This is a genomic window from Kitasatospora misakiensis (assembly GCF_042656005.1).
GTDB lineage: Bacteria > Actinomycetota > Actinomycetes > Streptomycetales > Streptomycetaceae > Kitasatospora > Kitasatospora misakiensis.
Genome location: NZ_JBHSOF010000012.1, coordinates 67,262 through 83,852, shown reverse-complemented (window position 1 = coordinate 83,852; position 16,591 = coordinate 67,262). Strand labels below are relative to the sequence as shown.

Here is a 16,591-nt window from a genome sequence, read left to right as displayed (position 1 = left end):
GTCAGGCCTCGGCGTAGGCGCCGGAGAGCAGGTGCCCGGCGCCGGGGGCGAAGGCCGGCAGACCGAGGGCGCGCAGCAGTTGGTGGGCGGTGCAGACGGCCGCCGAGACGACCGGCTTGCCGAGCCGCTGCTCGGCCTCCTCGATCGCCGACAGCGAGGGCATCTGCACGCACGCGGACAGCACCACCGCGTCCGCCCGGCTGTGCGCGAGCCCGGCGGCGATGGCCGGGAGCTTCGCCGGGTCGTGGGCGGCGACGTCGAGGTTGTCGGCGATCTCCAGGGCCGCGAAGTCCAGCACCTCGATGCCCTCGTGGCCGAGGTAGTCGACGACGGTGCGGGCCAGCGGCCGCAGGTAGGGCGTGACGACGGCGACCTTCTTGGCGCCGATCGTGTGCAGTCCGGTCACCAGCGCGCCGGCGCTGGTGACCACGGGCGCGGCGGCGCCGTTCTCGGCGGTGCGCCGGTGCAGCCGCTGTTCGGCCTCCCGGTGGTAGCCGGGGCCGGTGGCCATCACGGCGACCAGGCAGGCGTAGCCGAGCACGTCGACCCGGGCGTCGGCGAGTTCGGCGGCGCACCGGTCGGACTCGGCGTCCATGGCGCGCAGTTGCTCGGGGGTGACCTTGGTCATCCGCATCCGGCTGGAGTGGAAGGTGAACCGCTCGGGTGCGACTCGTTCGCGGGCCCGCAGCAGGGCGGGGACCTCGGTCTCCATGGTGACGTTGGAGCTCGGGACGATCTGGCCGATCCGGTAGACGGGGGCCGTCGGGTTGGCTATCGGGCTGTTCATCGGAGCGGGCTCCTCTGCAGGGGCGGGCGGCCTGGCGGGCGGCCGGTCAGCGGGCGTCGACCACCGGGTTGGCGAGGGTGCCGATCCCCTCGATGGTGGCCTCGACCAGGTCCCCGGGCTGGAGGAACTGCGGGGGCACCATCCCGGCGCCGACGCCCGACGGCGAGCCGGTCGCGATGACGTCGCCAGGCTCCAGGGTGACGCCGGAGGAGATGTCCGCGATCAGCCGGGCGATGCCGAACAGCATGTGCCGCGTGTTGGAGTCCTGCCGCAGTTCGCCGTTGACCCGCAGGGACAGGTCGAGCCGCTGCGGGTCGGGGATCTCGTCGGCGGTCACCAGGACCGGACCGAACGGCGCGTAGCTGTCCTGGCCCTTGGAGAAGAACCACTGGCCGGAGCGGCGCTGGTCGCGGGCGCTGATGTCGTTGACGATGCTGTAGCCGAACACGTGCCGCCAGGCGTCGGCCTCGGTCACCCGGAAGGCCGGTGCGCCGATGACGACGGCGAGTTCGCACTCCCAGTCGAGCTGCTTGGTCAGGTCGGCGTTGTGCAGGATCGGCTGGCCGGGGCCGGTGACGGCGGTGGCGGGCTTGCTGAACAGCACGGGCCGGTCGGGCAGTTCGCGCTCGGTGTCCAGGGTGCGGTGCGATTCGGCGACGTGCTCGACGTAGTTGAGGCCGACCCCGACGATCTTGCCGGGCCGCAGCGGCGCGCGCAGCGTGACCTCGGCGAGCGGACGGAGCGCCGCGCCGTGTGCCGGTGCGTCGGCGAGCAGTTCGCGGGCGGTGGCCAGGGCCGGCCCCCCGGCCGCGATCAGCCCCAGCAGGTCCGGGGGGAGCCGGACGCCGGCGGCGGAGGCGAGGGCGGACAGGTCGGCGACCAGGTCCCCGTCGAGCAGGGCGCCGGGGCGGGGGGTGTCGTCGCCGGGGGTGCAGTAGGTCAACAGCCGCATGGGTGTGCGCTCCTGGTCACGGGGTGGTGATGGTGGGCTGGTGCCCGTCGTGGTCCGGGTAGGGCTCCTCGCGGTACAGGCCGAGCGAGTGCATCACCGGGAAGTCGTTGAACGAGAACAGGCAGGCGTCCTCGCCGGGGTCGAGGTTCGCGTGCTCGTGCCAGGCCCAGGACGGCACCACGAAGATGTCGCCCTGCTGCCACTCGAAGCGGTGCCCGGCGACCACCGAGACGCCCCGCCCCTTGGCCGCCGTGTAGACCACCGAGCCGGTGTGCCGGTGGGCGCGGGTCGCCTGGCCAGGGCGCAGCAGTTGGAGGTGGGCGCCCATGGTGGGCATCACCGAGCCGCCGGTGACCGGGTTGGTGTACTCCATGACCACCCCGTCGTAGGGCGATCCCTCGCCGGCCCGGGCGAGTTGGGTGAGCGCGTGGTAGCTGGGCTCCCAGGGCCAGCCGAGCAGCGGCGAGTACGGCCGGGTCCACTTCTCCATGCCGTACGGCAGCAGGTTGCCGCCGTAACTGAGCAGCGAGGAGTTGGCCACCGGGCCGGGCCGCTGGTACAGCTCGGGGTGGACTTCGTAGAAGTTCGCGTCGAGCATGTTGACCAGCGGGATGTCCAGGCCGTCCTGCCAGATCACCGGGGCGTCGCCGGACTCGTTGCCGTGCTCGTGCCAGGTGCTGTTGGGTGTGATCGCGAAGTCGCGCGGGCCGACCTTGAGCTTCTGGCCGTCGACGACGGTCCAGGCGCCGGTGCCCTCGTGGACGAAGCGCAGCGCGGAGGCCTGGTGGCGGTGCGCGGTCATCGCCTCGCCGGGGCCCATGATCTGCAGGCCGGTGTACAACAGGCCGACGGCGGCGCTGAGTTCGCGGCGGCCGGGGTTGACCAGCATGACCACCCGGCGGCCGGCGTCGTCGGCCTTGACCAGCGGCAGCGCCTTGCGGACCAGCGGGCGCAGGTCGGCGTAGCGCCAGAGCACCGGCACCGACCTGGGCTGCGGGTACCAGGGTTCGATCTCGTTCGCCACGGTCCACAGCGCGCCCGCGTCGACCTTGGCCAACTCCTCGTAGTAGGCGGCGAGTTCGGGGTTGTCGGAGACGCGGGCGCGGCCGATCCGGTCGTCGTCGTAGTCGTCGTCGTAGGCGGTCATTCCTCCTCCTTCGGGGGCGGTTCCGGCAGCGTCAGGGGCCGCAGCGGACGGTTGTCCACGTGCAGCCGGAAGACGTCGAAGCGGTTGTAGTGGCCGACGATGTCGTGCATCTGCTTGGGCTGGACGCAGCGGCCGAGGTCGATCTCGGCGTAGACGATGCCCTCCTCGTCGACCAGCGGTTCGGTCACCGCGCGCCCGTCGGGGCCGAAGATCCCGGACAACGCGCTGCGCGGGCGGGAGAGTTGCTTGCGCACCTGCTGGTCCTCGCCGGCGATCGCGTCGACGATCTCCGGCGAGATCGTCGAGCAGGAGACGACGGTGAACACCTTGCCCTCGAAGCAGTGGGCGGCGGCGCGCAGCGCGATCGCCTCCGCCATGTCGTAGTCCTCGGGGGCGACCGGGAGCGCGATGTAGCTCGCCGCGTGGACGAGTTCGCCCTGGGCGAGGAGGGTGAAACGGGCCAGCGGGTTGGTGTTCTCGCCGCAGGCGAGCGCGCCGAGCGGCCCGATGGCGGTGTCGTGGACCCGCAGGGTGCTGCCGTCGCCCGGCGTCCAGGTCAGCTTCTCGGCCCAGGTGGGCACCAACTTGCGGTGCACGTTCAGCAGTTCGCCGTCGGCGTCGATGACCAGCAGGGTGTTGTAGAGCGCCCCGAGGCTGTGCCGGCCGCGCTCGTTGACGCCGATCACCAGCACCACGCGGGCCCGGCGGGCGGCGGCGCGCAGCGCGTCGACGTACGGGCCCGGTACGTCCACCGAGGCGCGGTAGAGGCGCTCGTACCAGGGCGAGCCCTGGACGGGGTTCATCGTCCAGTTCCAGTACGGGTAGCCGGGGACGAACACCTCGGGGAAGACCACCAGGGAGGCGCCGTGGTCGGCCGCCTCGTGGATCAGCGCGACCGCCTTGGCCACGGTGGCGGCGGGGTCCAGGAAGACGGGGGCGGCCTGGACGGCGGCGGCGGTGAAGCGGGGCAGCCGCAGCGCGGCGGCGACGGGCTCGGTCATCGCTCCTCCTCGGTCGGGCCGGGTCGGTCGGTGGGTGGATCAGGGTCGACGGCCCCGGCGGCGCCCGGCCGCCAGCGGTGGTGCACCGGCGGTTCGGGCTCGCGCACCAGCCGCAGCCGCGGCGCCACCCGGTCGGCGCCCGGCCCCGGCGGCCGGCGGCTGCCCGCCGCCCACGGCCCGGGCCAGCGCGCCCCCGGGCCGGCGTACCCCTGCTCGGCGGCGGCGTGCAGGGTCCACAGCGGGTCGTACAGCTGCGCCCGGCCGACCGCCACCAGATCGGCCCGCCCGGCCAGCAGCACCGAGTTGGCGTCGTCGTGCCCGGAGATCGCGCCGACCGCGACGGTGGGCAGCCCGGTGGCGGCCCGCACCAGCTCGGCGAACGGTGTCTGGTAACCCCGCCCGAACGGCGGTCGCTGGTGGGCCACCACCTCGCCGGTGGAGACGTCCACCGCGTCCACCCCGCCGTCCGCGAGGGCCCGGCAGATCGCGACGGCCTCCGCCTCGGTGGTGCCGCCCGGCGCCCAGTCGCTCGCCGAGATCCGCACCAGCAGCGGCCGTCCGGCCGGCCAGACCGCGCGGACCGCCGCCAGCACCTCCAGCGGCAGCCGCAGCCGCTGGGCGAGCGGGCCGCCGTAGCGGTCGGTACGGCGGTTGGTGAGCGGCGACAGGAAGCCGGAGACCAGGTGGCCGTGGCCGAACTGGAGCTCCAGCACGTCGAACCCGGCCCGCGCCGCGCGCTCCGCGGACTCCGCGAAGTCGGCCGCGACGGCGGCGAGTTCGACCGCGTTCGCCTCGTGCGGCGGCGGGCTGGCGGCGTCCCAGGGCAGGGGCGAGGCGGCCAGCGTCGGCCAGCCGCCCTCGGTGAGCGGCCGCCCGATCCCGTCCGGTCCGGGGACCGCGGTCGAGGCCCGCCGCCCGGCGTGGGTGAGCTGGATTCCGAGCGGCGTGCCGCTCACCGCCCGGACGGCGTCGACGAGTTGGCGCCAGGCCTCCTCCTGCCGGTCGTTCCACAGGCCGGGGCAGCGGTCGGTGGCCCGGCCCTCCGGGGCGACCGCCGTCATCCCGGCGATCACCAGCCCGGCGCCGCCGAGGGCGTGGGCGGTCAGCTGCGCCCGGTCGAAGGCGCCGGGCAGGGCGTCGACCGCCGTGAAGGTGGCCAGCGGCGGCACCACCACCCGGTTGCGCAGCTCCAGCGCGGCCAGCTTCAGCGGCCGGAACATCGGCGGCACCGTGGCTGCCCCGACCGGTTCGGCGCCACCGGCGAACGCCGCCTCCACCGCCGCCACGAACCCGGGGTCGCGGGCCCGCAGGTTCTCGTAGGTGACCCGCCGGCTGCGGGTGAGCAGATTGAACGCGAACCGGTCGGGATCCTGCCCGGTCCGCCGGTCGATCGTCTCGAACCACTCCAGGCTGGCCTGCGCCGCCCGCTGGGTGGACTCCACCACCGGCCGCCGCTCGGCCTCGTACGCGGCCAACGCCTCCGCCACCGTGGGCTGTTCGCCCAGGCTCGCGGCGAGCGCCAGGGCGTCCTCCAGGGCCAGCTTGGTGCCCGAGCCGATCGAGAAGTGCGCCGAGTGCGCCGCGTCGCCGAGCAGCACCACGTTCCGGTGCCGCCAGGTGGCGTTGCGCACCGTGGTGAAGCGGATCCAGCGGGAGGCGTTGGGGATCAGCCGGTGCCCGTCCAGGTGCCCGGCGAGCAGCTCCGCGCAGCGCCGCACACTCGCCTCGTCGCTCTCGCCGCGCGCGAACTCCCGGTCGGCGAGGGCCTCGAAGCCCGCCCGGCGCCACGCCTCCTCGCCGATCTCGACGATGAACGTCGACCGTTCGGCGCTGTACGGGTAGGCGTGCACCTGGAGCACCCCGAAGTCGAAGCGCTCGACCAGGAAGGTGAAGGCGTCGAAGACCTTGTCCGTGCCGAGCCACATGTAGCGGGCGTGCCGCTCGTCCAGCTCCGGCCGGAAGGTCGTGGCGTACGCCGCGCGAGTCCCCGAGTTGATGCCGTCGGCGGCGACCACCAGGTCGTACTCCTCGGCGAGCCGCTCGGCCGGCGGCGCGGGCGTGCGGTAGCGGACGTCCACCGCCAGCTCCGCGCAGCGCCGTTGCAGGATCGCGCGCAGCCGGTTGCGGTCCAGCGCGGCGAAGCCGTGGCCCCCGCTGGTGCGCACCTGCCCGGCGTACCGCACGTCGATGTCGCTCCAGCGGGCGAACTCCGCGCTCATCGCGGCGAACACCCGGGGGTCGGCCTGGGCGATGCCGTCCAGGGTCTCGTCGGAGAACACCACGCCGAAGCCGAACTCGTCCTCGCGGCCGTCCCGTTCGAACACGGTGATGGACCGCTCCGGGTCCAACTGCTTGGCCAGGGCGGCGAAGTAGAGCCCGCCGGGGCCGCCGCCGATCACCGCGACCCGGTGCGCCGGCCCGGTCGCCGCGACCTGGTGCGCCGGCCCGGTCACCGCGACCTGGTGCGCCCGCCCGGTCACCGGACCACCTCCGGCTCCTGCCGCCCGGCCCCGGCCAGCGCGTGCCGCACCTGCTCCGGCCACGGCTCGGTGCCCTTGGCGTGCGGCGCCGCGTGCACCACCGACATCCGCCCGCTGGCGGCCAGGCCGTTCGGGCCGTGCACCTCGAAGACGTAGTGCAGCGAGGAGCCGCCGATCCGTTCGACCCGCAGCTCGGTGCGGACCAGGTCGCCGAACCAGAGCCGCTCGCGGTAGTCGGCCTCGAAGTGCACCCGGGGGATCCGCCCGAACAGCCCGTCCAGGCCCAGCCGGCGCAGCAGCGTCGCCTCCGCCGCCTCGGCCCAGCGCTGGACGGCCGAGAAGTGGTAGTGCCCGGCCGCGTCGGTGTCCGACCACTCGACCCGCCGCTCGGTCGTCACGCTGGCGGGCGCCGGACCGGCCGCCGGGTCCGTCGGCGGACGCGCCGTCGAGGCCGCCTCGGGCGCGGCCAGGCGGCGCAGCTCGGCGCGGGCCAGCTTCCCGGTCGCGGTGCGCGGCAGGGCCTCGACGAACTCGACCGCGCGCGGGTACTTGTACGGCGCGATGGCCCGCTTGACGTGCTCCTGGAGCGCTTGGACCGTCTCCGGCCCGGCGGCGGCGCCCGCGCGCAGCACCACGTACGCCTTGACCACGGTGCCGCGCCGCTCGTCCGGCACCCCGACCACCGCGCAGTCGGCGACGTCGGGGTGGTCGCCGAGCACCTGCTCCACCTCGGGCCCGGCGATGTTGTAGCCGGAGGAGACGATCATGTCGTCGTTGCGCGCCCGGTACCAGAAGTACCCGTCCGGGTCGCGGACATAGGTGTCGCCGGTGAGGTTCCAGCCGTCGCGCACGTAGTCGCGCTGGCGGTCGTCACGCAGGTAGCGGCAGCCGGTCGGGCCCTTGACGGCGAGCCGCCCCGGCTGCCCGTCCGGCACCGGCCGGCCCCGGTCGTCGAGGATCGCCGCCCGGTAGCCGGGCACCGGCCGGCCGGTCGCGCCCGGGCGGATGTCGCCGTCGGCGGCGGAGATGAAGACGTGCAGCAGCTCGGTGGCCCCGATGCCGTCGATCAGCCGCTGCCCGGTGGCGGCGCGGAACGCCTCCCAGACGGCGGCCGGCAGGTGCTCGCCGGCCGAGACGCACCGCCGCACCCCGGCCAGCCGGTCGGCCAGCCCGGCGGCGAGGATCGCCCGGTAGGCCGTCGGCGCGGTGAACAGCACGCTGACCCCGTGCCGGTGGACGTGCTCGGCGAGCTGCTCGGGGGTGGTCTGCTCCAGCAGCAGGGTGGCCGCGCCGGCCCGCAGCGGGAAGACCACCAGGCCGCCGAGCCCGAAGGTGAAGGCGAGCGGCGGGGTGCCCGCGAACAGGTCGTCGGGGGTGGGCCGCAGCAGGTGCCGGGAGAAGGTGTCGGCGTTGGCGAGCACGTCGCGGTGGAAGTGCAGGGTGGCCTTGGGCCGCCCGGTGGTGCCGGAGGTGAAGGCGATCAGCGCGACGTCGTCGGCGGCGGTCGGCACGGCGGTGAACGGGCCGGTCAGCCCGGCGCACCGGGCGCCGAGGTCCGCCGGCCCGGTGCCGCCGTACGGCACCACGGTCAGCCCCGGCGTCCGGGCCTGTTCCAGCTCGGCCAGGAACCGGTGGTCGCAGAGCGCCAGGACGGGCGCCGCGACCTCGTGCAGGGCGGTCAGCTCGGCCGCCCGCAGCAGCGGCATGGTGGTCACCACCACCCCGCCGGCCTTCAGCACGCCGAGCCAACAGGCCACCAGCCAGGGCGCGTTGGGCCCGCGCAGCAGGACCCGGTTGCCGGGCAGCAGGCCGAGCCGCCCGGTCAGCAGCCGGGCCACCGCGTCGGCGCGCTCACGCAGCTCGCCGTACGTCCAGTGGCCGTCCGGCGTGACCAGGCAGCGCCGGTCGGCGCCGAACCGCTCGATCGTCGCGTCGAGCAGCTCGTACGCGCAGTTCAGCCGGTCCGGATAGGCCAACTCCGGGAGGTCGAAGAGGAATTCGGGCCACTCGTCAGGGGGTGGCAGGTTGTCTCGACAGAACGTGTCCACGTGCGCAGAGGGAGAGAGCTCCATGGGCGGGCCACCTCATCGGGCGAGCGGGAGTGAGGCAAGTATCGCGCTTCGGTGACGCCAGTCAAGAGAGCGATACACGCATTCGGCCGAGCCGCCGCCCCCGAGCGCCCCCGCCGGACCCCCGTCGTACCCCGTGGCCCGCCCCCGCGCCGCTACCGCCCGCCACCCCGCTCGTTCACCCGGGTGGGCCCGGCCGGGGGCTGACCGCCCGCCGCCGGGCGCCTCCGGATCCCAGCCACCGCAGGGCCGCCTCGGCGGCGTTGGCGCCGCACATGCCGTGGACGCCGGGGCCGGGCGGGGTGGCGGCCGAGCAGAGGTAGTGGCCGGGGAGGCCGGTGGCGTACGGGTGGAGGCCGGGGCGCGGGCCGAGGAGGAGTTGGGCGGCGTCCTTGGCGCCGGTCATGATGTCGCCGCCGACGAAGTTGGGGTTGTCGGCGGCGAAGTCGGCGGGCCGGCGGACGGCCAGGCCGAGGACGCGGTCGCGGAACCCGGGGGCGAAGCCCTCGATCCGGGCGATGACCGCCTCGGTGGCGTCGCCGGTCCAGCCGTGCGGCACATGGGCGTACGTCCACAGCGGGTGGACGTCGCCGGCCGAGCGGCCGGGGTCGGCGAGGTACTGCTGGCCGACCAGGACGAACGGGCGCTCCGGCATCCGGCCGGCCGTGACGGCGCGCTCGGCGGCCGCGATTTCGGCGAAGCCGCCGCCGAGGTGGACGGTACCGGCGCGACGGGCCGGCTCGGCCGTCCAGGGGACGCCGCCCGCCACGGCGAAGTCCACCTTGAACGCGCCCGGCCCGTGGCGGAACCGGCGGTAGGCGCGGGCGGTGCGCGGCGGCAGGCGCTCGCCGAGGACGTCGGCGACGGCGCCGGGCGCGAGGTCGTACAGGACGAGGTCGGCGGGCGGCAGCTGGGCCGCCGAGCGGACCCGGACGCCGGTCTCGACCACCCCGCCCAGCTCGGTGAGCAGCGCGACCAGGGCCCGGGTGATCGCCCCCGAGCCGCCGACGGCGACGGCCCAGCCGTAGCGGTGCCCGGAGGTCAGCAGCCCGAGGCCGACGGCGGCGCTGAGCGGCCGGTGCAGCGGCTGGAACGCGTGGGCGGCGGCGCCACCGAACAGGGCCCGGGCCCGTTCCCCGGCGAACGTCCGGGCGACGGCGGCGGCCGGGAGCAGGGCGGGCGCCCCGAAGCGGGCCAGCCGCAGCGGATGGCGGGGGAGCCGCAGCAGCGGCCCCATGATGGACTCGGCGAGCCGGTCGTACCCCGCGACCGGTCCCTCGAACAGCTGCCGCCAGCGCCGGCCGTCGGCGCCGCCGAGCCCGACGGCGGTCTCGGCGACCGAGCGGTGCAGGACGCCGGCCGTGCCGTCGTCCAGCGGGTGAGCGCAGTCGATCTCCGGCAGTCGGAACTCCAGCCCGAAGCGCTCCAGGCCGAGGCCGCGCAGGAAGGGCGAGCCGATGGTCATCGGGTGGATCGCGGAGCAGTGGTCGTGCAGCAGTCCGGGCAGGACCGCCTCGCCGCTGCGGGCCCCGCCGCCGACCTCCTCGGCGGCCTCCAGCACGGTCACCCGCACCCCGGCCCGGGCCAGCCGGACGGCGGCGGCGAGCCCGTTGGGCCCGCCGCCCACCACGACCGCGGTACTCATGGGGCCAGCATCCCGCATCCGCCGCCCTCGGCGCCGCCGCCGCCCTCAGCCGCCGCCCTCAGCGCTGCGGCACCTCGCAGCCGTCCGGGCCGCAGGCCTCACCGGTGCTGTCGCCGGTGTTCGCGCCGACCTGGACGAGCGGGACGACCGTCCGGCTGTCCCAGGCCTGCTCCAGCGCCGCCGTGAAGGTCTCGGCCGGCTGGGCGCCCGAGACCCCGAGCCGGCGGTCGAAGACGAAGAACGGCACGCCGGTGGCGCCCATCGCGCTCGCCGTCGCCTCGTCCTCGCGCACCGCCTCCGCGTAGGCGTCCGGATCGGCCAGCACCCGGGCCGCCTCCGCCCCGTCCAGGCCCGCCTCCGCCGCCAGCTCCACCAGCCGCTCGGGCGCGAACGCGGACCGCTCCTCGGCGAAGTTCGCCCGGTAGAGGGCGTCCAGCAGCTCGGCCTGCCGCCCGTGCTCCGCGGCGAAGTGGAGCAGCCGGTGCATGTCGAAGGAGTTCGCGGCGTCGCGCCCCGCCCGGACGTACGCCAGCCCCTCGGCCTCGGCGTTGTCGGCGATCCGCTGCTCCGCGGCCTCGGCCTGGTCCAGCCCGATCCCGTACTTGGCGGCGATCAGCGGCACCACCGGCCTGGCCTCGCGCGGCGACCGCGGGTCGAGCTCGAAGGACCGGTGGACGACCTCCACACCCTCCCGGTGGGGGAAGCGCTCCAGGGCCCGCTCGAACCGCGCCTTGCCGATGTAGCACCACGGGCAGTTGATGTCGCTCCAGATCTCGACGCGCACGGGGGTTGCTCCTGTCCTCGATCGTGGCGGGCCTGTCCCGCGCACGTACTCGCACAAACACCCATGAGTGGATGAATATTTCTCCCTATGAACTATCCATCCGGCCGTCGGGGGTGGCTGTAGCCCCGGCCCGCGCCAAAGCCCTTTCCCGTGCGCGGAATTGGCGTCCGTTGCGGCGGACTCCCGCCGATCGGGTGAACGGGGTCGAAGTGGGCGTTTCGTCTACGAATCAACGCCGTGGCGACGTGTAGCTTCCGGTGCCGATCGATCCCTTCCGCGTCACCGGGCGGCGCCCCCCTGCGCGCCCGGCCCGGACCCCTGCCACCCCCCCCGGAGGACCCGCCCCCATGCGTTCCCGCCACCTCGCCGCCCTCTCCCTGGCGGCCGCCCTGCTGGTGACCGGCACCGCCGCCACCCAGAGCGCCGCCGCGACGGCCACGGCCGCCGACGTCCAGGCCGACCCGACCGACTGTCCGCGCGAGCAGTACCGGCCGACCGCCGAGGACAAGTTGAAGTACTACTGCGGCTTCAAGGAGCTGGGCCCGAAGACGCTGCCGCCCACGGTCGCGAAACTGCTCACGAACTACGACCGCTTCGGCGGGCTGACACCCCAGCAGTTCCTCTCCTGGTACCGCGACGGCCTCGACTGGAAGTACCCGTCCGAGGACGGCTTCCGCGACGTCAACGGGACCATCGACCGGACGACCGTCGAGGTGCCCGCCGGCACCAAGCTGGACCGCTTCGGGGCCTACTTCGGCCGCTACCTCTCCAGGACCAACACCTCCTTCCCCGCGCGCGCCCTCCCGCCGGACAGCCTCAACCCCGTCGTCGAGGACAACAAGGAGGTCGAGAGCTACCACTGCTACAACGTGAAGACGCCGTTCAAGGTCGAACAGGGCACCATCGCCTCCGCCTTCGCCCAGCCCGGCAACGGCGTCCAGCAGTACCTGAACGAGAAGCTGAAGCCCGCCGACTTCGGCAGCGCCCCCTACAACGTCAAGACCCTGCTGGACAAGAAGATCCTGGAGCCCCGGCCCGCCGCCGACTGTCTCGCCTGACCGATCCCGGGCCCGGCACCCCCGGTGCCGGGCTCAGGAGGAGCCGATCCCGCCCCTCGTCTGGTTGGAGAGCAGCAGACCGAGCCCCCGCGGGCTGCCGATGTACCGGAAGCACGCATCCGGGGTGTGCACCGGCGCCGCGGTGGGGACCAGGCGGAAATCAGCGCCCGTTCCCGCGCCGAAGCGATCGGTGAGAAGGTCGAGTACCGCCCGGGAGACGGTGACCTCCTCGATCGGATCCTCCTGGGGGTATCCCCTGTCGAAGAGGGGTGTCCTCAGCCTCGCGAAGTCGGTTCGCCGTTCGGGGGGCGGGCTGCTCAGGATGGACACGGCGATCGGACTGCGCGGCCGGTGGGCGAGTTCCAGCCGCTCGATCCGGTTCCAGAGCTCCAGGAGCAACCTTCCGGCGGTGTTCAGGAGATCCGGCGGGTTGGGCACGGTGACCAGCAGCTCCGACTCGACCGTGCGGGGCCGTGTGCTCAATGTGCCCTTGACGGTCGAGTCGCGCAGGATGTCGGCGAGGATCCACCCGGTGAGGAGGTGCGAGCCCTCCCCGCCGCTCGGGACGTGGACGGCCAGGAGCAGTTCCCCCGTCGGCCGCCGCGGCGCGAAGTCGGGCTGGAGTAGCCGGTCGAGCTCGGCGGGGAGGTCCGCGGTTGCGATCCGGTCCTCGGTCGTCGAGGTGTCGCCGACGGGCGGCGACGGCACCGCGCCGCTCTCCCCGCCCCGCCGCCGTCTGAGGTCGCGAACGGCCTCCACCACGGTGGTCAGATCGTCGAGGCGACGTTCTTCGACGAGCCGGTACGTCACGAAACGAGCGAAGTCGAGGGTGGCGTCGACGGCGCCGTGCTCGGCGGCGAACCTGACCAGCGCGATCATGATCGGCCGCTCCGCGTCCAGCCAGGCCCGGGCACGGTCGGGATCGCGGAAACGGACGGTGGAGTAGCGGCTCCCGGCCGCGTTGGCGGCCTCCGCCGCCGACTGGTAGTGGACCATCAGCCTGGTGAGCGCGTTCGCCCGGTCATCGCCGTCGGCGCTGGCCTCACCCAGGCTCAGGGCGTACAGCCGGAGCAGCGGGGGGAAGTGCCAGTGGTCCTGGGCCGGGACCGCCTGGAGCAGGTGGGCGCGGGCCAGTGCCGCCATGAGCTGCTCCGCCACCAGGATGTCGGGGTTCGCGAGACCGACGGCGACATCGGTGGACAGATCGGGATACGGGTACACGGAGAGCAGGCGGAACAGTCGGGCCTCGCTGCTCGAAAGCTCCCGGTACGACTCGGTGAAAGCGGCCCGCAGGCTCCGCCCGTCGCGGCTCAGCGCGTCGAGCCGGTGGCGGGGATCGCTCAGCTCCTCGATCAGGGCCGGCGCGGGGAGACCCGGGTCGTCGACCAGACGGCCGGCGCAGAACGCGAGCGCCAGCGGCAGGCCGTCGCACAGATCGGCCAGAGTTCTGGCCCGGGTGGCGTCCGCGAGGCGGGCGTCGTCGGACCGGGCTTGCCGGACTCGGTCCACGAGCAGTTGGACCGAGTCCTCCGGGGACATCACGCCGAGGTCGAACCGGTCGGCCAAGGTCGGCAGCGAGTGCCGGGAGGTGACGAGGACGGTGACCCTGCCCTCGACCGGCACGAACCGTGCGAGGTTGACGGCCCGTGGCACGTTGTCGAGCACCAGGAGGATCGGCCCGGCCCCGTCGGTGAACGCGGTGAGGACCGTTCGGAAGAGGGACACCTGATCACGGGGGTCCGAAGGCACGATCTCGCGCGGAACGCTCAGGGCGGACAGCAGGACGGCCAGGCCCAGCCGCTCCGCCGACGGAGAGGCGTCCGAACGCTCGCGCAGGTCGAGGTAGAGCGCCCCGCCGGGGTACCAGCCGCGGGCCAGGGCCAGATGGGCGGCCCGGAGGGCCAGCTCGGACTTGCCCGCGCCGGGGAGGCCGGTGACCAGGGTGGCACGGGTCGGGGGCTGTCCGGGTTCGACGGGGGTCAGGAACGACAGCAGCGCGTCGAGTTCCTCCTCGCGGCCGGTGAACCAGGGGAACGCCGGGGGCATGCCTGACGGCACGGTGGGGACGGGGTACGGCAGGTGCATCGTCACCGTCCGGTCCTGGACCCTGGTCCGGACCAGTACGTGCGTTCCGCTCGCGGGTGTCGGCGACGGGTCGGTCGCGGCGGGCAGGGCGATCGCCAGGTCCGCGTCGAGGTCGACGTCGGCGAGGATGTCCGGGGCCTTCGGTAGCCGCTGCGCCAACAGTTGCAGGGAACGGGCTTGTTCCGGGTCCTCCGGGTCGTATCCGGGGCCCAGCCGGGCGCGGAGTTCGTCGAGCACCTCGTCGGTCCGGAGCGAGCCGAGCCGGATGACGGTCGCACCCCGGTCCGCCCAGGTGCCGGAGGAGTCGGTCGTGACGAGCACGCAGCCCCGGCCGATCGGGGGGAGGGAGAGTGGCGGGCGCGACGGGCAGCCGTCGAGGACGACGAGCCAGTCCCGGTGCCGTGCCAGTTGCTCCCAGAGCCGGGAGTAACGACCCAGGGGCTCGGTGCCGGGGCCGACGGCGGCCCAGAGCCGACGCATGCCGTCCTCCAGAGAGGCGGGGCGGCGTGCGTCGATCCAGTGGGTGAAGGAGTGGCGCCCGCCGTACGCCCCGGCGTACTCCTGGACGAGTCGGCGTCGACCCATGCCGGCCTCGCCGACGACCACCACCACGGCAGGCTGCTCGGGCGGCCCCGAGACCGGCCGGTCCGGTGCGAAGGCGGCGGCCAGGGCGGCGAGTTCGCGCCTCCGGCCGATCATCCTCGGTGGTTCGGGCGGGCTCAGCACCGGCCGGATCGGGTCCAGTGACTCGGGCCGAAGCGGTGGCGGGTCCGGCCGGGGCTCGGGCCCGGACTCCTCGTCGGCCCGCGCCACGGCCTCGGCCAGCCGCGCGACCACCGCGGCGTGCTCGCCTCCCGCGCCCGCCAGTACCGTCAGCGCGACCTCGGCGAACGGCAGGCTCCGCGGTGACAGCCTGGCCTCGCCGCCGCCGGCACCGACGGTGGCCAGAGCGCGGAAGTCGAGGGTGCCGCCGAAGGTCGCCGCGACCCGGCCGGACACCTTGGCGAGCACGTCCTTCAGCACGTGGACGGACTCGGCGCGGGTCAGTTCGGCGAGCAGTTCCTCCCGCACGCCGTCCCGGAAGTCGTAGACCTGTTCGTCCGGGTCGGCGGCCGTTTCGCCCCGGGGTGCGATCAGCCCGGAGACGAACAGCTCGGCCAGGTGCGTCGGCCCGGACTCCGGCACGGTGGCCCGCTGGACCAGCCGCATCACCGGCAGGCTGAGCGGCGCCGTCGCCAGGTGGCTGGCCAGCCGGTACGCGGCGGGTGAGCTGCCGGCCCGGAAGCGGGCCACGCGCCGGGCGGGCGTGGCCGGGTCGACGGCCGGGCCGGTCGGGCGCTGCGGGCGGTGGGAGTCCGGCAGGCCCGTGAGGGGCGCGGCGAGCATCGGTGTCCACCCCGAGGTGCGGCCGGCGGTGAGGTCGGCCCACGGCGTGACCCAGTCGGCGTCGACCTCCAGCACGGGCAGCCAGCGCACGCCGGACCGCAGCTCGTCGCCCTCGGCGCCGCGCGGGACACCGGGCAGGGCGGCGTCCGAGCGGAACGCCGGGACCGGTCGGCCCGCCACGGAGGCGCGCGCCGAGACGAGGGCGGTGCGCAGCGCGGTGCGGTGCCACAGGCGCCGGGGCAGCACCTGGAGAGCCGCCGTGGGCCGTACCGCGGCGACGGCGCCGAGGAAGTCCCGCAGCTCGTCCCCGTACCAGGCGGGGCCGATGCCGTCGGTGAGGACGAGCAGGATCCGCCGGTCGGTCGGGTCGTTGAGCGGCCGGGACCAGTCGGCCCTGGCGGGGGCGGGCGCTCCGGGACGGCGCCGGTGGAACGGGGCGAGCCTGGGGACCGGACCGTCGGTGTCCAGCGCCCAGCAGCGGACGTCCGCGAACGCCCCGTGCCGCTCCAGCAGAGTGCTCAGCTCCCCGGCGAGCCGGTGCCAGACGGCCATGGTGGCGCCGGTGTCCACCAGCAGGTCGACCGAGAAGCGGGGCCGCTGGGCGGGGCGCCAGGCGGGGAGCAGGAGGCCGGTTTCGGCGGTGGCCTCGGCGGTGGCCTCCTCGTCGAGGGTGGCCCGCCCGGGGGCGTCGACCGGGCGGCGCAGCGGGCGCAGGGCCCGGGCCAGGGCGAGGCCGCCGGCCAGCGCGGCGGGCTGGGCGACCTGGACGACGTGCCCTTCGGTCCGGTCCGGGGCGACGGGGTCGGGGGTGTCAGGGCGGGGGTGCAGCGCGGCCCGCGCTTCGGTGGCCGGTGCCGCGGGCGGTCGGACGGGTGGGGGAGGCGGCGTCGGCGCCGGTAGGGTGCGCGGCGGCTCGGCCGGGGGCGGCCCGGCGGAGCGGGGAGCCTCGGGCCCGGCCGGCCGGGCCGTCGGTTCCGGCCGGTCGGGCCCGGTCACCGGTTCCCCGCGCGCGGGCACGTGGACCGCCGCCGGATCCTCGGGTGGAGGCGGTGGGTCCAGCAGTCCGGCCAGCCCGGCGATCCACAGGACGTCCGCGATGTCCTGCGGCAGCGGCCCGCCGTCCGCGGGGTCGAGCAGCCCGGTGAGGGCCTCGGTCAGTCCGCTCACCGGTTCCTCCCCCGCTCCCTCCACGGGCCC

Annotated in this window: 9 protein-coding genes and 2 pseudogenes; 1 reads left to right on the top strand and 10 read right to left on the bottom strand. The window is 75.0% G+C overall.

Annotated features, from left to right (window positions below; all coding sequences use genetic code 11):
* Position 1: 1 nt before the first annotated feature.
* The 9 genes and pseudogenes from ACFP3U_RS12420 to ACFP3U_RS12380 all read right to left on the bottom strand — a co-directional run bounded on the left by ACFP3U_RS12420 (position 2) and on the right by ACFP3U_RS12380 (position 10,865).
* Positions 2–787: a maleate cis-trans isomerase family protein gene (locus ACFP3U_RS12420; protein ID WP_380225466.1), complete on the bottom strand. Its 786-nt coding sequence runs from the start codon at positions 785–787 to the stop codon at positions 2–4.
* A gap of 46 nt (positions 788–833) precedes the next feature.
* Positions 834–1,739 (bottom strand): fumarylacetoacetate hydrolase family protein, encoded by a 906-nt coding sequence (locus tag ACFP3U_RS12415; protein ID WP_380225465.1) that lies wholly within the window; start codon positions 1,737–1,739, stop codon positions 834–836.
* A 16-nt stretch (positions 1,740–1,755) separates the two neighbouring features.
* Complete coding sequence (locus ACFP3U_RS12410) at positions 1,756–2,886, bottom strand: cupin domain-containing protein (RefSeq protein WP_380225464.1); 1,131 nt, start codon at positions 2,884–2,886, stop codon at positions 1,756–1,758.
* A complete protein-coding gene (locus tag ACFP3U_RS12405; RefSeq protein WP_380225463.1) occupies positions 2,883–3,887 on the bottom strand; it encodes a carbon-nitrogen hydrolase family protein in 1,005 nt (334 codons plus the stop codon). The genes ACFP3U_RS12410 and ACFP3U_RS12405 overlap by 4 nt, the downstream gene beginning before the upstream one ends.
* Positions 3,884–6,367 (bottom strand): oxidoreductase, encoded by a 2,484-nt coding sequence (locus ACFP3U_RS12400; RefSeq protein WP_417466414.1) that lies wholly within the window; start codon positions 6,365–6,367, stop codon positions 3,884–3,886. The genes ACFP3U_RS12405 and ACFP3U_RS12400 overlap by 4 nt, the downstream gene beginning before the upstream one ends.
* Positions 6,364–6,687: pseudogene (locus ACFP3U_RS12395) on the bottom strand (acyl-CoA thioesterase); the annotation flags it as partial. The pseudogene ACFP3U_RS12395 and the gene ACFP3U_RS12400, both read right to left, overlap by 4 nt.
* A 141-nt stretch (positions 6,688–6,828) precedes the next feature.
* Positions 6,829–8,439: pseudogene (locus ACFP3U_RS12390) on the bottom strand (AMP-binding protein); the annotation flags it as partial.
* A gap of 175 nt (positions 8,440–8,614) precedes the next feature.
* Positions 8,615–10,081 carry a phytoene desaturase family protein gene (locus ACFP3U_RS12385; protein ID WP_380225462.1) on the bottom strand — a complete coding sequence of 489 codons (1,467 nt, stop codon included), beginning with the start codon at positions 10,079–10,081 and terminating at the stop codon, positions 8,615–8,617.
* Positions 10,082–10,139: 58 nt separating this feature from the next.
* Complete coding sequence (locus ACFP3U_RS12380) at positions 10,140–10,865, bottom strand: DsbA family oxidoreductase (protein ID WP_380225461.1); 726 nt, start codon at positions 10,863–10,865, stop codon at positions 10,140–10,142.
* 347 nt (positions 10,866–11,212) lie between these two features.
* Between ACFP3U_RS12380 and ACFP3U_RS12375 the strand changes: the two genes are divergently transcribed.
* Positions 11,213–11,923: a TNT domain-containing protein gene (locus ACFP3U_RS12375; protein WP_380225459.1), complete on the top strand. Its 711-nt coding sequence runs from the start codon at positions 11,213–11,215 to the stop codon at positions 11,921–11,923.
* Between the two features lie 33 nt (positions 11,924–11,956).
* Here ACFP3U_RS12375 and ACFP3U_RS12370 read toward each other — a convergent pair whose 3' ends face one another.
* On the bottom strand, positions 11,957–16,561 hold the full coding sequence (locus ACFP3U_RS12370) for an SAV_2336 N-terminal domain-related protein (RefSeq protein WP_380225458.1): 4,605 nt from the start codon (positions 16,559–16,561) through the stop codon (positions 11,957–11,959).
* Between the last annotated feature and the right edge of the window lie 30 nt (positions 16,562–16,591).